This window comes from Mycoplasma sp. 480, assembly GCF_051353065.1.
GTDB lineage: Bacteria > Bacillota_I > Bacilli_A > Mycoplasmatales > Metamycoplasmataceae > Mesomycoplasma_A.
The window spans coordinates 420,668-439,252 of the sequence record NZ_CP195722.1; the positions used below are offsets into that span (position 1 = coordinate 420,668).

At 23.8% G+C, this 18,585-nt stretch carries 14 protein-coding genes; 10 read left to right on the forward strand and 4 right to left on the reverse strand.

Annotation, left to right across the window (positions count from 1 at the left end):
• The first annotated feature begins 1 nt into the window (after position 1).
• From ACR34G_RS01930 to ACR34G_RS01945, 4 genes are all read left to right on the forward strand, one after another.
• Positions 2 to 928, forward strand: coding sequence for a PfkB family carbohydrate kinase (locus ACR34G_RS01930; protein ID WP_436359132.1), 927 nt, complete (start codon positions 2 to 4; stop codon positions 926 to 928).
• A 97-nt stretch (positions 929 to 1,025) separates the two neighbouring features.
• The gene (locus ACR34G_RS01935; RefSeq protein WP_436359133.1) at positions 1,026 to 2,222 is read left to right on the forward strand and encodes a phosphopentomutase; all 1,197 of its coding nucleotides are present in this window, start codon (positions 1,026 to 1,028) and stop codon (positions 2,220 to 2,222) included.
• 149 nt (positions 2,223 to 2,371) lie between these two features.
• A complete protein-coding gene (locus tag ACR34G_RS01940) occupies positions 2,372 to 4,021 on the forward strand; it encodes an IS1634 family transposase (RefSeq protein WP_436359135.1) in 1,650 nt (549 codons plus the stop codon).
• 108 nt (positions 4,022 to 4,129) lie between these two features.
• Positions 4,130 to 4,633, forward strand: coding sequence for a hypothetical protein (locus ACR34G_RS01945; protein ID WP_436359136.1), 504 nt, complete (start codon positions 4,130 to 4,132; stop codon positions 4,631 to 4,633).
• Between the two features lie 30 nt (positions 4,634 to 4,663).
• On the opposite strand, the gene ACR34G_RS01950 is transcribed toward ACR34G_RS01945, so the two are convergent.
• Genes ACR34G_RS01950 through ACR34G_RS01960 form a run of 3 tightly spaced genes read right to left on the reverse strand, consistent with a single transcriptional unit; the run spans position 4,664 to position 6,186 of the window.
• Positions 4,664 to 4,930, reverse strand: a complete 267-nt coding sequence (locus ACR34G_RS01950; RefSeq protein WP_436359137.1) for a DivIVA domain-containing protein — start codon at positions 4,928 to 4,930, stop codon at positions 4,664 to 4,666.
• The gene (locus ACR34G_RS01955; RefSeq protein ID WP_436359139.1) at positions 4,923 to 5,669 is read right to left on the reverse strand and encodes a TrmH family RNA methyltransferase; all 747 of its coding nucleotides are present in this window, start codon (positions 5,667 to 5,669) and stop codon (positions 4,923 to 4,925) included. The genes ACR34G_RS01950 and ACR34G_RS01955 overlap by 8 nt, the downstream gene beginning before the upstream one ends.
• A complete protein-coding gene (locus ACR34G_RS01960; RefSeq protein WP_436359140.1) occupies positions 5,659 to 6,186 on the reverse strand; it encodes a tRNA (cytidine(34)-2'-O)-methyltransferase in 528 nt (175 codons plus the stop codon). Before ACR34G_RS01960 ends, ACR34G_RS01955 begins: the two co-directional genes overlap by 11 nt.
• 144 nt (positions 6,187 to 6,330) lie before the next feature.
• Between ACR34G_RS01960 and ACR34G_RS01965 the strand changes: the two genes are divergently transcribed.
• The 4 genes from ACR34G_RS01965 (at position 6,331) to ACR34G_RS01980 (ending at position 14,050) form a co-directional block, all read left to right on the forward strand.
• Positions 6,331 to 10,515 (forward strand): hypothetical protein, encoded by a 4,185-nt coding sequence (locus ACR34G_RS01965; protein ID WP_436359141.1) that lies wholly within the window; start codon positions 6,331 to 6,333, stop codon positions 10,513 to 10,515.
• A gap of 68 nt (positions 10,516 to 10,583) precedes the next feature.
• Positions 10,584 to 11,288: a pseudouridine synthase gene (locus ACR34G_RS01970; protein WP_436359142.1), complete on the forward strand. Its 705-nt coding sequence runs from the start codon at positions 10,584 to 10,586 to the stop codon at positions 11,286 to 11,288.
• Positions 11,289 to 11,299: 11 nt separating this feature from the next.
• Positions 11,300 to 12,748 carry a DEAD/DEAH box helicase gene (locus tag ACR34G_RS01975; protein ID WP_436359143.1) on the forward strand — a complete coding sequence of 483 codons (1,449 nt, stop codon included), beginning with the start codon at positions 11,300 to 11,302 and terminating at the stop codon, positions 12,746 to 12,748.
• 102 nt (positions 12,749 to 12,850) lie between these two features.
• Complete coding sequence (locus ACR34G_RS01980) at positions 12,851 to 14,050, forward strand: IS256 family transposase (RefSeq protein WP_436359145.1); 1,200 nt, start codon at positions 12,851 to 12,853, stop codon at positions 14,048 to 14,050.
• Between the two features lie 196 nt (positions 14,051 to 14,246).
• On the opposite strand, the gene ACR34G_RS01985 is transcribed toward ACR34G_RS01980, so the two are convergent.
• A complete protein-coding gene (locus ACR34G_RS01985) occupies positions 14,247 to 15,116 on the reverse strand; it encodes a DegV family protein (protein ID WP_436359146.1) in 870 nt (289 codons plus the stop codon).
• A gap of 70 nt (positions 15,117 to 15,186) precedes the next feature.
• Here ACR34G_RS01985 and tyrS point away from each other — a divergent pair, with 70 nt between their 5' ends.
• Positions 15,187 to 16,425 carry a tyrosine--tRNA ligase gene (gene tyrS, locus ACR34G_RS01990; protein WP_436359147.1) on the forward strand — a complete coding sequence of 413 codons (1,239 nt, stop codon included), beginning with the start codon at positions 15,187 to 15,189 and terminating at the stop codon, positions 16,423 to 16,425.
• Between the two features lie 7 nt (positions 16,426 to 16,432).
• Positions 16,433 to 18,562 carry a Tex-like N-terminal domain-containing protein gene (locus ACR34G_RS01995; RefSeq protein WP_436359148.1) on the forward strand — a complete coding sequence of 710 codons (2,130 nt, stop codon included), beginning with the start codon at positions 16,433 to 16,435 and terminating at the stop codon, positions 18,560 to 18,562.
• Positions 18,563 to 18,585: the final 23 nt, after the last annotated feature.

Consider the following 18,585-nt stretch of genomic DNA (forward strand, 5'->3'; position numbering starts at 1 on the left):
TATGAGTAAAAATATTTATACTTTAACACTTTCTCCATCAAAAGATTTGGTTATTGAAAACGCAACTTTTAATTTAAAAGAAGTAAATAGATATATTGATTCACACATTTTCCCAGGCGGAAAAGGAATAAATGCTTCAATTATTTTGAAAAGACACGATATCGATAATACAGCAATAAGTTTTTTTGATGCAGATACTTATAAAGAATTTAAAGAAATTTTTAATACTGAAAATATTAAATTAATAAATATAGATCACCCTAAAAAAACAAGACTAAATATAAAATTTTACGGAAAAAATACAGATTTTGAACTAAATGGACCTAAAACTAATTTGTCTTATGATTTAGTTGGAAAACTCAAAAAAGAATTAAATAAAATAACCAAAAATGATCTTCTTTTAATCATGGGACATAGCAATGAATTTATAACAGAAGAAATTATTGAAATTATTTATCAAAAAGGAATTAATTTTGTTTTAGACATTGATACAGAAAAAATGCAAACATATATTAAATACAATCCTTTTTTAATTAAACCTAATAAGGACGAGTTAGAAAGAAATTTCAATACAAAAATTTCTTCAGAAAAAGAATTAATAGAAATAATGAAAAAAATTCAAAACAATGGATGTCAAAATGTTATGGTTTCATTGGATAAAAATGGTTCATATTTATTAACTAAAGAAAAAGAAATTTATAAAGCATCAGTAATTGAGAAAATAAATGTTGTTTCCGCCACAGGAGCGGGAGACACAGTTATTTCTATGTTTGTTTCAAACTATTTTTTAAACTTAGAGAATGCTGAAAATTCTTTTCGTATAGCTAATGCAGCAGCAATGGGGACTGTTGCTTCTCAATGATTAGGAAATAAAAAATTAACAGAAAAATTTTTAAATAACGTAAAAATTGAGAAATTATCTTATTAAACACCATTTAAATTATGGTGTTTTTTCATTTTAAAAAACAAAATAGTAATATAATTTAAAGGTAAAGTTAATTTAAAATTTTTATAAAAGGAAAAAAATGCAAAAAAAATTTAAAAGAATTTTTATGATCGTCACTGATTCATTGGGAATTGGTGATGATGGAAGACAAAAAGAGTTTGGTGATCAAGGTGCTGATACTCTATTCCATGTAAGTGAAAGTAATTTATTAGAAATTCCTACTTGAAAAAAATTAGGTATTGGAGAAATTACTAAACTTCATAATTATGGCAAAAAAAATAAAAATCATTTAGCATATATGGCAAGAATAGTAGAAAAATCTAATGCTAAAGACACTTTGGCTGGTCATTGAGAAATGATGGGAATTGAAACTAAAGTTCCTAATCCACAATTTGTGGAAAAAGGATTTCCACAAGAACTAATTAGCAAATTAGAAAAAGCTTTTGATGGTAGAAAAATCATCGGAAACAGGGAAGCTAGTGGAACAGTAATTTTAGCTGAATTAGGAAATGAAGAAATTGAAAAAGGCCACATCATTGTTTATACTTCTCCTGATTCAACATTACAAATTTGTGGTCATGAAAAATATACAGGACTTGAAAATTTATATAGATATGCAAAAGCAGCAAGAGAAATCTGTTCTTCTAATCCTGAATGAAATGTTGCTAGAGTAATAGCAAGACCATATGTTGGAGAAAATGGAGAATTTACAAGAACTTTTAATCGTCATGATTATGCTAATAAGCCACCAAAACAAACAATTTTAAATCAATTGCAAGCTAAAGGTATAAAAACAATTGCTGTTGGTAAAATTAATGATATTTTTGTTGGTCAAGGAATTGATGAAGTATTTCCACCAGCAAGTGATAACGAAAATATGGATGTAGCAATTGAAATTGCTTCTAAAAATACTGAAAATGAGTTTATCTTTGTTAATTTAGTTGAATTTGATTCACACTATGGACACAGAAGAAATCTTGAAGGATATGCTCATAATATTAATTCATTTGATATAAAATTAACAAAATTAATTAATGCAATGAATGAAGATGATTTATTAATAATTACATCAGATCACGGTAATGACCCTTCATTCCCAGGAAGTAATCACACAAGAGAAGCATTACCACTAACAATCTTTTCTAAATCATTTAAAGGTTCAGAAAGAAATCTTGGAATTTTAAGTGGTTTGGGAACTTCTGGAAATATTATAGCTAGAAATTTTGATTTAGAATTAGTTGAAACTGGTGAAGATATTTTTGACAAACTTATATAAATAAAATAAAAGGAACTATTGCAGTTCCTTTTATTCCCCATCTTCCCAGTTTGACGGGATTTTTTTCTTTTTTTTCATATATTTAATACTATGTATTAAAAAAAATATTTTTTTCTTTGAAAATCTTTCTATTATGGTATAATTACAATATGAAAAATCATTTTATACTTGAATGTAGTAATGGGAATGCTAAATATGCAACCGTTGTAAAATATTGAGAAAATAAAAAAGGTTATAAAAAAATTGCAAGTTTAGGAAATATTGAAAAATTAGAAAAAATAAATCCAAAATATTTAGAGATAATGAGAAAGAAATTGAGAGAAATTGATCCTAAAAACTCAGCAGAAGAAATAAAAAATATTTTATTAAGTGAAATTAAAAAAGATAATATTGAAAAATTTCTTAAAATGACTGAGATAAATCTAATTTACAATGTTGTCAAAAAATTAAATATTTTTGGTTCATTAAAAGAAAGTAAACATAAAGATTTAGAAGGAATTTTAGAATATCAAATAGCTTCAAAAATTCTTTATGAACAAAGCATTTTCCAAAGATTCAAAAACAAAGAAAAATTCGATAATAAAATAACAACTTCTAAAAATTCTTTTTATAGATTTCTTGATGTTTTAGTTGATAATGAAAAAGAAATTTTTTCCAATTTAAACAACATTATCACAAATGAAACAGGAAGAGATATCGAATTAGTTTTTTATGATTCTTCAACCGTTTATTTTGAATCTTTTCAAAGAAATGGACTAAGAATTCCGGGTTATTCTAAAGATGGAAAATTCAAAGAAAATCAAGTTGTTATAGGAATGGCAACAGATAGTAACGGTATTCCGATTTTTATAAAAGTTTTTAAAGGAAACACAGCAGATTCAAGCACAATGATTCCTTTTATTGAAGAAATGAAGCAAAATTATAATCTCAAAAAAGTCACTATTATCGCAGATAAAGGAATGTCAATAAACAAAAATCTCCGTTATTTAGAACAAAAAAACATTGATTTTATAATTTCTTATAGGTTAAAATCATCAAGCAAAGAATTTAAAGAATTTGCACTTGCACAAGAAGATTATATCGATATAAACAAAAGTTTAAAATACAAAGAATATCACTATAATTCCCATTGAAACGGAAAAAGAGTAAATGAGAAAATTAGAAGAAGAATTGTTGCTTTTAGTAAATCAAAAGCAAAAAAAGATTATGAAGATAGACAAATATTAATTAAAAATTTCCAAAAAAGACAAAACAAAATTGGAAGAGTTAGTGCAGAAGAAATTATAGGAATTAAAAAGTATAAATTCTTTAAAAGAGTTGGGAAAATGGAATTCGAACTCGATTATGAAAAAATCATAGAAGATGAAAAATTCGATGGACTCTATGTTTATGAAACTTCTAGACTAGATTTAAGTCCAGAAGCAAATTATTGAAATATATCACAAACAATGACAAATTGAAGAGAATTTTTTAGAACACTAAAAAACACACTAAAAGTTAGACCAATTTATGTATGAAAAGATTCTCATATTTTAGGACATTTTATACTTAATTTTTTAGCATTAGTTGTATTGAAATATTCCATTTTCTTAATAAATAAATTTTATAAAGAAAATGGACTTGTAGATAAAATAACAAATGATAAATTCATTGAAGCATTCAACTCTCAAACAAGTGTTGTAACTGAATTTAAAGGTGAAATAATTAAAGTAGAAACTTTAAATTATAAAACCGATGAAAACAACGATAATATCAAGTATTGATACGATATAAAAAGAGTTTTATCAAAAATGGTATAAAGAAAAAACAAAAACAATAAAATCAACCAAAAAAATGGTTGATTTTGTCTTTTTGCTATTAACTGGGAAACTTGGGATAAGCCACCAAAACAAACAATTTTAAATCAATTGCAAGCTAAAGGTATAAAAACAATTGCTGTTGGTAAAATTAATGATATTTTTGTTGGTCAAGGAATTGATGAAGTATTTCCACCAGCAAGTGATAACGAAAATATGGATGTAGCAATTGAAATTGCTTCTAAAAATACTGAAAATGAGTTTATCTTTGTTAATTTAGTTGAATTTGATTCACACTATGGACACAGAAGAAATCTTGAAGGATATGCTCATAATATTAATTCATTTGATATAAAATTAACAAAATTAATTAATGCAATGAATGAAGATGATTTATTAATAATTACATCAGATCACGGTAATGACCCTTCATTCCCAGGAAGTAATCACACAAGAGAAGCATTACCACTAACAATCTTTTCTAAATCATTTAAAGGTTCAGAAAGAAATCTTGGAATTTTAAGTGGTTTGGGAACTTCTGGAAATATTATAGCTAGAAATTTTGATTTAGAATTAGTTGAAACTGGTGAATATATTTTTGACAAACTTATATAAATAAAATAAAAGGAACTATTGCAGTTCCTTTTATTCTTTTGGTTTTTTATCGCTAATTCCAGAAATATTTTTTAAATTATTAATTTCTAATTGAAGTATTTCAATTTGTTCTTGAAGTTCGTTTTTTTCATTTTTTAAATTATTAATTTCTGTTTCAAGATTGTTTTGATTTTCGATGAAACTATCAAATTCTTCGTTAATTTGATCTAAAAATCAATCAACTTGTTCTGGATTGTATCCATTTAAAACTATGTCAAATTGTTGATTTAAAATTTTTTCTTTAATTCTTTTAATCATTGTTTTCCTTAAAGTGATTTAAAATTATACCATTTGCTATTGCTACATTTAATGATTCAAAATCAATTTTTATATAAATATTTTCATTTATAAAATTTTGAATTTCAGAACTTATTCCATTTCCTTCGTTTCCAAAAATTATTGCTATTTTTTCTTTATTTTTCTTTATATTAGATAATTCTACACTTTCTTTTTTTAACACCGTTCCATAAATTCAATACTTATTTTTGAGTTGATTTAAATAAAAAACTAAATCATTTGTTTGAATAATGTTTAAATAGAAAAATGCTCCTTGGGATGATCTTACAACCTTTTCATTATAAATATCTACACCTTTTACTATAATATCTTTAAAACCAAAAGCTTGACAATTTCTTAAAATGGTCCCTAAATTACCTGGATCTTGTATATTATCTAAAATAACAATTTTAGAAGAAAAATCATAATTATTAGTATTTTTTTTGCAAACAGCAATAATGTTTTGTGGTGTATCGGTAAAAGAAAGTTTTTTTATTATTTCTTCTGTAACTAAAAAAGATTTTATTTTTAATTTTGTAGAAAATTTTTCATATACTTCTTGTTGTGAAGTTACTATTTCTTCAATGAGATTTTGTTTTAGTGCTTCTTCTATTATTTTAGGATTTTCTATTAAATATAAGTTACTTTTATCTCTATATTTCTTTATTTTTAATTTGTTTAAATCAATAATTTTTTGATTTTTTAGCGAATTAATTATCATTAGAAATAAAATCTTTTCCCTTTTGAACTTCAAATAAAGAAAGGTTTTTAAAGTCTAATTGTCTCATCACTTCATATGCAACAAGAATTACAGAATTAGCTAGATTTATTGATCTGTTTTCAGCAACCATGGGTATTCTTAAACAAGATTGTAAATCTTTTTGTAATATTTTTTTAGGAATTCCTGTAGATTCAGTTCCGAACATTAAAAAAATATCTTGACCATTTTGATCAATTTCTTTAAAATTGACATCACTATATGTTTTTTGTCCATATCTTGTTATGTAATAAATTTTTTGATTTTTATATTTTTGATTAAATTCTTCATAATTATTATGAATTTCATGTCTAATATCACTTAGTCTTTTACCTGCTGCTGGTCTTTTTAATCATTTTGGTTCTAAAATAAAAGCTATGGGTCTGATTATATGTAATTTTGCTCCAAGAGCAAAACAAGTTCTTATTATATTTCCTGTGTTTGGACTTATTTCAGGTTGGTATAGGATAATATTGAGCATTTTTACCTCTTTAATTAATAATTTATTTATTATTAATTATACTAAATTGTATTTTATAAAAAAATTTTTATAACTATTTTAATTTTTAAATCATTTTAATTAAGAAAATGTATAATTAAAATATATAAATATTTGAGGAGAATTATGAAAAAGAAAATTTGAGCAATAAGTCCAATCATTTTATCAAGTACTTCTATATTAATAGTTTCATGTAATCAAACTAATGAAAGTAATACAGATACAATAAACAAACCTATTAATAAAGAAGAACTAAAAGATTATAAAATTTCAAATATAAAGGAAAATAGCATTAATTTGACTTTAAAAATAGAAAATTTAGATCAAAATAAAAACTACAATTTAAGTTTTAAATTTAAAAACGGATATTTAAAACAATTTCCAATAAATTCTAGTAAACTTCAATTTTCTTTTATTTTCAATAAATTAGAAAGCAATACTGAATATCAAATTTCAGAAATTTTTTTAAATGACTTAAATATTTTAAAGAATAAAACAATTTCTTTTAAAACCTTACACCAAACAAAACCATCAGATGAAATTAAAATTAAAGAAAAACCTGAATTTGATTTTAAAAATTCAATTTTTTCAATTGTAAGAAGGGACTATAATTTTGCTGAATTCAGTTTAATTTTCGATAGTAAAAATTTAAATAGTATTAAAACAGATGAAAATTTTAAAGTAACTTTAAATAATAATCAAACATATAAAGCAAGTTATGAATTTTTAGAAAATAACAAAATTAAAATAAAAGTAAATGCAAATAACTTATTAGAAAATACAAATTATTGAATAAAAAAGATTACTTTTAATACAGATGATAAAGACAATGTTATATTTACCAATAATGATAACAGCAATAATTTTTCTTTTAAAACATTCTTTTTAATTGATCAAGTAAATGAGTTAACTATAGCTAAAAAAGAAATTATTTTAGAAAATAATACAGAAAATACTTCAAATAATTTTGAGATAACATTAAATCAAGTTAAAGATTCTTTTGTAAACAAAAATTCAAGAATTTCCTTTATAAATAAAGAAAATAATAATAAAATTTATTCTTCTGAAATTAGTTTAAATTCATCAAATAATCATTATTATTTTATAATTAATAATATAGAAGCTGGAACCTATGAATTTAATTTTTTTGAAGTTGAAGTTAATAATCAATGAATTAAATTTAATAATAATTCAAATTTTTCAAAGGAATTTGTTGTCAAATTAAAAAATAATGATACAGAAACTTCAAATAATAATCCAAAGGAACCAGAACAAGGAATTGATGTAGAAGATGTTAATAAATCAATAGAAAATTATGGTAATATTTTTACACTTCAAAATGCTAATTTAATTCAAAATACAGAAATTAATGTGCATAATTCAACTAATTTTTCAGAAATAAGTAAAGATAGTTTATTAAACAAAAATAGTTATTACACTTCATACTTTTCTTATTTAAATAACACAGTAACTAAACCAATACAGAAAGAAACTTCAATTACAACTAATGAAGTTTCCAATATAGACATTTCTTCAATTGAAGTTTCTTCTAATTTAATAAATTTAAATATTATCAATAACACTTCTGAAAACATTTCTAGTGCTAAAGTTTTAGTAAAAAGTTTTGATCAATATAATCAATGAAGTAAATATATTGATTTAAACATAAACGGAAATAAATTGAGCTTTAATCCTAATCTATTAAGTAACTATCAAAATGAGTTCATAGTAACTGAATTAATCATAAATAACAATAAAAAATCTTCTTTCAATTTACAATCTAAATATAAATTTATAAAGGAAAATACTTTATTTAATGATTTAACTATAGAAAATTTTGATATTTATAAAAATGAAAATTCTAAAGAAATATATGCAACATCTTCTTTTAATTGAAGTCAAAATCAATTAGCAGTTTTAAGCGACAAAATATTTGTTTTTTATTTTGAAGTTGAGAAAAAAGTTTATAAAGAAAAGAAAAAGAAACCAACTTTTCCTTTTGATCCAGAAATTGTAATAAATGAAGATGAAAATTTTGATGCTTCTAATTCTGTTCCTTCTATTAAAAAAATCTACATTCCTTTTAGTGAATTAAGTAAGTTTTCAATCGCAGGTTTTCAAGAAAAAATAAAATATAAACTTAAATATATTGATATTGTCAATAATCATAGTTTTATAAATTTTCTACCAAGAAAAGATGTATCTAATAAAAACATTAGTTTTTCTTATAATTTTAATTGAAATAATTCAGAAAAATTAAAAAATCAATTATTTATCAACAATGAAAACCTAGTAGAGAATAATTCACAAATAAACAACGGTTTAAAAATTGCAAAGCATGATTTGCTTTTAGAAAGTCAAAAAAATACTGATAAGAAAACCAATATTAATTTTTCAGTAGAAAACTTTAATACTTTATTAGATTATAATTTTGATTTTTATAATTTAGAAAAAAGATATCCAAATAGAAAAATAAAAAATAAAAATACAGATTTTAAGTTACAAAAAAATAATATAAATCAAAAAATACATTGATTTAAAACAAGGGAATATTTAAAAGATTCTATTTTTAAAATTAATGAAAATAAAAATAATGCCTATATTATTGAAGATTTAAATTCAATTATTATTCCAAATGATTTTCCTGCAGAAAATGTCCTTTTTTGATTTGTTTTTGAACTAGATTTAAATCCAAGAGAATTTAAAGATTCAAATGAGTTTAATGATATTCATTCAAGAGTTAGAGTGCCTGTATCTTTAAAAAATATTAAAGAAAATAAAACTTTAGAAAATGTTGATTTTCTTTTTGATTATGTATCTGAAAATCCTGAATTTCAACAAGAGATCTTTTCTAAAATTAAAAGTAATATTAAGTTTAGTCTATCTTTAGAAAATAATAAATTAAAATTAAGTTTAGACACTAAAAATAATCAAATTAAATTTAATAATATTTTATCAGTTCATAATCACTCAAATAATCGCTCTGCCTTTATAAATCGAAGTGAGTTTTTTGTTAATTGAATACAAAATGAAAGTGAAAAAGATGAGAAAATATCTTTTCATCAACAACAAAAAATAGATAATAATTCTATTTTAAGCACATCAACAGGATATAAAAATACTTATGATTTAAAAACTGAAGACAAGGTAATTAATGCTGAGTCTAGAAAAAATATATTAATAGATGCACCTAATGCTAACGACCGTTCTCGCCGTTTATACAGCGAAAATACAGTAAAACCTATTGAAGAAGGAAGAAATCGTGTGTTTAGTTTAAATTCCGATGCTGATGGAACGTGAAATATTTTTGCAAAAGTAAATGACAATTCTAACGATTATAGATTTTATGCTTTTGTTAATTTCCACGTTTGAAATACAAACAGAAAATCCGGAATAGGAACACTCGATAAAAATTTACAAGGATATGAAAGAATAACTGTTCAACACCCGCAATTAATAGCTTCTACAAATATTGCAAGACCATCTACTAATCCAGAAACAAATAAATATTTCCCTATTTACATAAATAAAGAGCATCCTGAATTACAACCAGATGGAAATATATTCGATTTTGAAATCCCTCAAGATCAACAAGGAATAACTTTTGATTTATTTTTAGATTTTAGTAATTCTGTAGCAAATTATTACGGTGATTTTAAAAACAATAATGGAGAAGTAGTCCATAGAAATACTTATGATAATTTAGATGCTATTATAGCAATTGTTGATTTTAAACCAATATTTACTACTTTTGAAAATCAAGATTTAGATCATTATCAATATAAAAATCGTTCACTAAATGAAAAAGAAAAAAATGCTATACGTCACTTCTTAAATTTTAAAAAACTAAAACCTTTAGAAATTTCAGATTTATCTTTATATTTAAGTTCCTTTAACAATTTGAATTTTTATATGGCTACATTACCAAAAGTTCAAACTTTAGGAAATAGTGATAGTTATCCAGGATTAAGATATAGAGAATATTTAATAGGAAATAATCCTATAAAATTTTCAAATTCATCACAAGGTGGTGTTAATGCAATAAGACCAGCTATATGAGGTGAAGTTCAAGATTATGACTGATATAGTGGTTCTTCAGGTAGTGGAGTCTATGATAGTGATGCAAAAGTAGTTGGTTTAGATGCACAAGGTGGTAATTGAAGTGCAAGCAACTTTTTAATTTTTGATACACAAAAATATTCATTTTTAAAAAATAGAGAATTATCTTATAATCCAATTGCTTTTGATGAAATTATTAAAAAAATGTCTTATTTATATCCAGACAAATTCAAAGATATATTTTCAAAATAAATTATCAGTCCTTTGCAAGGATTGATTTTTTATTTAATAAAAAACGAAAATAATATATAATTTTGTTTATGAAAATAGAAAGAGTTCAAAAACTCATATCACAAGCAGGGATTGCTTCACGTCGAAAAGCAGAAGAATTAATTCAAGCACAAAAAGTTACAATTAACGGAAAAATTGCAAATTTAGGTGATAAAGCAAGTTTTAAAGATAAAATTTTGGTAGATGGCATACCGCTTTTTAAACAAGAAAATGTTTATTATATAATGAATAAACCAGAAAAAGTAATTTGTTCATTAAATGATCCACAAAAAAGAACCGTTATTACTGATTTAATACAGGAAAATAAGTTTATTTTCCCTGTTGGAAGATTAGATTATAATACCACCGGAACAATTCTTTTAACTAATGATGGCGAATTAACTCAAAGATTATTACATCCAAAATATAATATATTAAGAATTTATAGAGTTAGATTGAATGAACCGTTAACAAAACAGCAATTAGATTTTTTAAATGGAAATAATGTCTTTATTGATGGAATAAATTCAAAACAAGAAGTAAAACAAGTAGATACTAAATCTTATTTAGTAACTTTAAGTGTGGGGACTTATCACCATGTTAAAAAATTATTTGAAATTTTCAATTTAAAAGTTCAATCATTAAATAGAATTGAATTTGCTGGACTCAGTCATATTGGATTAAAAAAAGGCGAATATAGAAAACTAAATATAAAGGAAATTAGGTGATTAAAATCACTTGTAAAAATAATATAAAAAGGGAAAAAATGGGATTTAAAAAATTTAATTTAATAAATAAATTACAAACAGCAATAGAAGAAATGGGTTATGATCAACCAACACCAATACAGGATGCTGTTATAGAATTAGCATTAATGGGAAGTGATATTATTGGTCAAGCACAAACAGGAACAGGTAAAACCGCAGCTTTTGCTATACCAATAATTCAAAATACAGACGAAAAAAATAAAAGTATACAACATTTAATTTTAGCTCCAACAAGAGAATTAGCTACACAAATTTATACAACATTTGAAAGTCTTACTAAAAATTTTGCAATCAAAAATGCATTAATTTTAGGTGGGATTTCATATGATAAACAAAAGCAAGCAATAAAAGAAAAACCACAAATCATTATTTCAACTCCAGGAAGACTAATTGATTTGTTAAAAGGGGAAAAATTTAAGGTAAATATAGATTTTTCTGCCTTAAAATCCTTTACTTTAGATGAGGCTGATGAATTATTAAAAGTAGGTTTTTACGAAGAAATTAAAGAAATTTTAAACTTTATTCCAAAGCAGAGACAAAATTTCTTTTTTACAGCAACATTTGATAAAAAAACTAAGAATTTAAGTGAAATGATCACAACTGATGCAAAAGTAATTTCTATTTCACAAGGTTTAACTACAAGTTCTACAATAAAACAAGAATATGTTTTAATGAAAGAATCAAGTAAATTAAATAATTTAATAAAATTTCTTGAATTATATAAACCTAAATCAGTTGTTATATTTGGAAGAACTAAAAAAAGAGTTGATGAACTTAGTGATGCATTAAGAGAATATGGTTTTAAAGCATCTGGTATTCAAGGGGATATGCAACAAAGAGAAAGAAATTTTGTAATGGATAAATTCAGAAAACAAGATATTTCAATTTTAGTTGCAACAGATGTTATGGCAAGGGGAATTGATGTAGATCACGTTGAGTGAGTTGTTAATTTTGATTTACCTCAGGAAATTGAATATTATACACATAGAATTGGTAGAACCGGAAGAGCTGGTAGAACCGGATATTCTTTATCTTTTGTAAAACATAACGAGATTTTACACATTGAAAGAATTGCAAATGAAACTAACTCTGAAATTGAAGAAATTCTTGTTCCAAGTGATGAAAAATTAAAATCTGTTTGAGAAAAAAGAATATTTGAAGAATGTGAACTAATATTAGAAAAAAATAAATATGCAAAATACACAAACATCAAAGATAAATTATTAGAAACTTTTAATACCGAAGAATTAGCTATAATTTTAGCTGAATTTATTGCAAACACTAAAAACAACAAAAGAGAAATTAAACTAAATCCTGAACCAAGTGTTATTATTAAAGAAAAGTATAGAAAAGAATCTAAAAATGGAAAAAGAAAAGAAAAATTCTTAGATAAAAAAATTAATAATATTTCTCACAGCAGAGAAAAAAGAAAAAGAAGAAGACATTAAAATAAAGGAAAAATAAAGAAAAAGGAAGTGTAATAAATTTTGTGTAAAAATTTCTCAATAGCAAATATTTAAATTAAAATATTTATAAGGAGAAATTTTTTTATGAATAAAAAATTAGAAACTGCAAAAGAGCTTTACGAAAAATATAAACCAAAAACAATCGAAGATGTTTATGAAATTGTAAAAAATAATACAAAAGATCTTCTTGAATCAATTCTTCAAGAAGAAATGAAAAAACATTTAGGTTATGATAAATATGAACATGAAAAAATTATTAAAGATAATTATAGAAATGGTTCGTATACTAAAAATGTTAGATCACAATTTGGAGATATGGAAATAGAAATTCCAAGAGATAGAAAATCTAATTTTGAACCGCAAATTGTTCCTAAATTTCAATATGATATTTCTCATATCGAAGGACAAATAATTAATTTATATGCAAAAGGAATTTCCACTAGAGATATCTCAAAAACATTAAATGAGTTATATGGAATTGAAGTGGAACCAAGTTTTATTAGTAGAGTAACTGATAAAATAATGCCACAAATTATAGAGTGACAAAATAGACCATTAGATAAAACTTATGGTATGGTTTTTATTGATGGAATACGTTTTAAAGTTAAAGAAGATAACAGATTAGTTGAAAAATCTGTGTATATTGTTATGGGTTATTCCTTGGATGGATATAAAGATGTTTTAGGTTTCTGAATAGGAGAATCAGAAAGCGCAAAATACTGAATGCAAGTCTTAAATGACATAAAATTACGGGGAGTTGAAGAAATTTATTTAATTTCCAGTGATAATTTAACAGGGATTTCAAATGCTATAAAAGCAGTTTTTCCTAAAACTCAAATTCAAAAATGCATAGTTCATCAAATTAGAAATTCTGTTAAATTTGTCAACTATAAAGACATTAAAGAATTTACTTCAGATATGAAAAATATTTATCAATCTAATAATATTGATGAAGCTTCTCGATTTCTTCAAATATTTGAAGACAAATGAGATAGTAAATATCATTATGCAATAAAAAGTTGGAGAAATAATTTCGATGAACTTTCTACTTTTTTCAATTTTCCAAAAGAAATTAGAAAACTAATTTATACAACAAATGTAATTGAAAATCTTAATAGAAATATTAGAAAAATTTCTAAAAATAAAACTTCCTTCCCTACCGAAGATTCGCTTATGAAAATAGTTTATTTTGCAATTCAGAATCAACTTGAAAAGTGAAAAACAATTACCTCAAATTGAGGGCAAATTTTAAATCAATTAAAAATAGTATTTGATAATGAGTAATTAAAAAATCATAAATGACTTACAAAAACAGGATTAAATTCCTGGTTTTTGTTTTGTCTATTTATGATTTTTTGTATAATTTTAATAGATTTGTGTTTTGCTATTCTCAAATCTCTTACTAAAAAGTAAGCAAGAGAAATTTACACAAAATATCTTACACTACCAAGAAAAATGAAGTAACTAACTTCATTTTTTATTACTTTTTAGCAAAAATATTTTTAATTAAATCCAATGATTCATCGCTAATATTAATGATTCCAAAAGCAACAGCTTCTAAACCAGTGTGGATAGCGATAACATTAGGAATATCAAAAAGTTCAATTTTAGAATTTGAATAATTTTCAAATTCTTGTTTAATTTCTTCTATTTCACTATTTCCAGAATGAATAATAACAGTTTTAGTATCTTTAGTTTTAGGTAAATTATCTCAATTTTCTTTATAATAATTGAATAAAGTTTTTCTAAAAATTCTTCCTTTACCTTCTTTTTGTAACATCCCATTTTCTAATTTTATTACAGGAACTATTTTTAATAATTTAGCAATTGAAGCAGCAGAAGGAGATAATCTTCCACCTCTAACTAAGGCATCATTGTATTTAGGAATTAATAAAAATTTTCCAACAAAATCCTCTTCTAATTTAGCAACAGCTAAGTTGAAATCAACACCATTTTTTATATTGTTTTTAAAATTAATGATATCAATTACAGATAGCAGAGTTACTTTATTGGATTCAACAACATAAACTTTTTCTTCATTTTTAAATGAAGTTTTAAAATTAGAGTATTGAGATGATAAACCTTTACTAATTGGATAAATAATGATTTTATCGTATTTATCTTTAATTTTGTCTACAAGTTCATGTGCAAGACCTAATGGAGTTGCTGAAGTAGAAACTTTTGATTTAAGATTTACATATTTTAAAATTTCACCAGATTCTAAATCTATTCCATCAGCGAATTCTTTTTCATCCACTTGAATGTAAAGCGGTAAAAAATATAAATCCATTGCTTCTGCTTTTTTCTGACTTAATCCTGTAGCGGAATCTATTATAATTGCGATTTTCATACAAAATATTATATAATATTTTTAAAATATTAGTTTATTTTATTTTGTAAAATATTAATAAAGGAGAAAAATGAAAAAAAAATTGGTAGATGATTTGAAAAAACGTGGTATTTTGAAAGATATTACTAATGAAGAAAAATTCATTAATATGAAAGACGATGAATTTATTTATGCTGGTTTTGATCCAACAGCAATTTCCTTACATTTAGGTAACTATATTCAAATTTGTACCCTTTTAAGATTTCAAAAAGCAGGAGTTAAAGTCTTAGCGGTGGTAGGAGGAGCTACAGGAATGATTGGAGATCCTTCCTTTAGATCATCAGATAGAGTTCTTTTATCTGATGATGAAGTTAAAAAAAATAAAGAATCAATAATTAATCAGTTAAAAAAATTCAATTTAGAAGTTTTTGATAATTTAGAAATTTACCAAAACATGAATATTCTAACTTTTTTAAGTACAGTTGGTAAATATTTAAATATAAATTATATGATTTCAAAAGATTCAGTTGCTGATAGATTAGAAAACGGTTTGAGTTTTACAGAATTTTCATACCAATTAATTCAAGGATGAGACTTTAAATATTTATATGAAAATTACAATGTTAAAGGACAATTAGGTGGATCTGATCAATGAGGAAACATCACAACAGGGATAGAAGTTATTAGAAAAGCTTTTGGAGATAACAACAATGCCTTTGGAATAACTACAAATTTACTTACTGATAAAAACAATAAAAAATTTGGAAAATCTACTGGTGGTGGATCATTATGGTTAAAACCTGAATTAACTTCTGCTTATAGTTTATATCAATTTTTACTTGCTTCTGATGATTTAGAAGTCGAAAAATTTTTAAAATGATTAACTTTTTTAAGTTTGGAACAACTTGAAGAAGTAATTCAAAAGCACAATGAAAATAAATCATTCAAATTAGCTCAAAAAACTTTAGCTTTTGAAGTTGTAAAAAATATTCATGGCGAAACTGAAGCAAATAATGCTGTTAAAATAACTAATATTCTCTTTAATAAAGGTGATTTTAAAGAATTGACAATTGAACATATAAATCAATTAAGAAATTCAATTCCTTTTTTCTTACAAACTAAAGATAAGACTATTTCTGATTTATTGATTGAGACTAAAATTTTTAATTCTAAAAGGGAAATGAGAGAATTTATTGCACAGGGAGCTTTAATATTTAATGATAAAAAGATTATGAGCGAAGACGAAAATATAGATTTTTCCCTTTTTGATGGAAAATTTATTTTAATAAAAAAAGGAAAAAAACATTACTTTGTAATTGAGTTTAACTAAGGAAAAAATGAACGAAAAAATTATTAATCAATTAGAAAAAAAACTAAATATTGACTCTAAATATATAAAAAGAGTTCTTGAACTTCTTGAACAGGAAAATACCATTGCTTTTATTTCTAGATATCGTAAAGATTATACAAACGGTTTAGATGAAGTTGAAATAAAAGAAATATACGATTTATATAACTACAATTTAAAACTTGAAGCAAGAAAAGAAAGTATTATAAAAACCTTAACTGAAAAAGAAATTTTAACCGACCAATTAAAAGAAAGTATATTAAAATGCGAAAAAATGGTGGAGTTAGAAAATCTTTATAAACCATACTCAACAGGTAAAAAAACAAAAGCAAATATTGCTATAAGCAAAGGATTAAAGGGATTTGCAACCTTTTTATTATCTTTAAATAGAAAAGTTAATTTTACTAAAGAAGCAGAAAAATATATAAACCCTCAAAAAGAAGTTAATAATGTTACAGATGTAATTGAAGGTGCTAAAGACATAATTGCTGATATTGTAAATAATGATGTTGAAATAAGACAAAAATGAGTAGATTTAATTTATAAATATTCCAAAATAGTAACTAAACTTAAAAATAGAGAAAATGATATAGAAAATAAATATCAAATTTATTACAGTTTTAATAAACCAATTAAATATCTTTTAAGTTACCAAATAATGGCAATAGATAGAGCTACAGAAAAGAAAGTTATTACTAATTCTTTTGAATACAAAAATGATTTTATAACTGAATTCATAATTAATAAATACACTAAAAAAGTGGAATGAGAAGGAAAACAATATATTGAAGAAGCTGTTAAAAGCGGACTTAAAAGACTTTTAATTCCGAGTGTTGAAAATCAAGTGTATTCCGAATTATTATTAAAATCACAAGAAACAAGTGCAAATATTTTTGCTAAAAATTTAACAAAACTTTTATTACAAAAACCTATTAAAAATAAAATTATTTTAGGTTGAGACCCAGGTTTTGTAAGCGGTTGCAAATTAGCTGTAGTAGATGCTAATAACAAAGTTTTATCAATTGATGTTATTTATCCAACTAAACCAAAAAATAATCAAGATTTAGTTGAAGCAGAAAATAAAATATTGCAATTAATAAAGGATTTTAAGGTAGATTTGATAGCAGTTGGAAATGGAACTGCAAGTTGAGAAAGCATTAACTTTATTTCAAAGTTAATAACAAAACATTCTCTAGAAATAAAATTTATTATAACTTCTGAAGCTGGGGCATCTGTTTATTCTGCATCTAAAGCTGGAATAAAAGAATTTCCAGATTTATCTGTAGAGCAAAGATCAGCAATAAGCATTGCAAGAAGAAATATCGATCCTTTATCTGAATTGATAAAAATTGAAGCAAAAAGTATTGGTGTTGGACAGTATCAACACGATATACCAGTTAAACTTTTAAATGAGAAAGTTGATTTTGCAATTTCTCAATGCGTTAATAGTGTTGGTGTGGATATAAATACTGCTTCTGTTGATTTACTTGTGCATATTTCTGGATTAAACCTCAAAACAGCTAAAAATATTGTTTCTTATATTGAAAAAAATAAAAAAATTAACTCTAGACAAGAAATTTTAAAAATTTCTGGAATTAATGAGAAGATTTTTGAACAAGCTGCTGGTTTTTTAAGAGTTAATGAATCAAGTGAATTTTTAGATAAAACTTCAATTCACCCTGATATGTATAAAAAAGCATATAAAATTATGGAATTATATGGTTTATCTATTTTTGATTATGATAAATTCAAATATCTAAATAATGAACAAGAAATTAATAATATTAAAATTAAATTAAATTTAGAATATTTTGAAATAAAATTAATTTTAGAAAATCTTTCTAACCCACTTCGTGATTTTAGAGATGACTTAGATGATCCTATTTTAAGAAATAATATAGTTAATAAAGATGAATTAGAAAAAGGTATGATTTTTAAAGGAATAATTAGAAACATTACTGAATTTGGTGCTTTTATTGAGATAGGATTAAAAGACGATGTTTTCTTACATTCTTCTAAATATCAAGAAAATAAAATTAATATCAATCAAGTTGTAGAAGTGGAAATTAGTGATATTAATCAGGAAAATGGCAATGTTGCTGTAAATTTAGTAAATTAAAATTCAAGTAATTAAACTTGAAT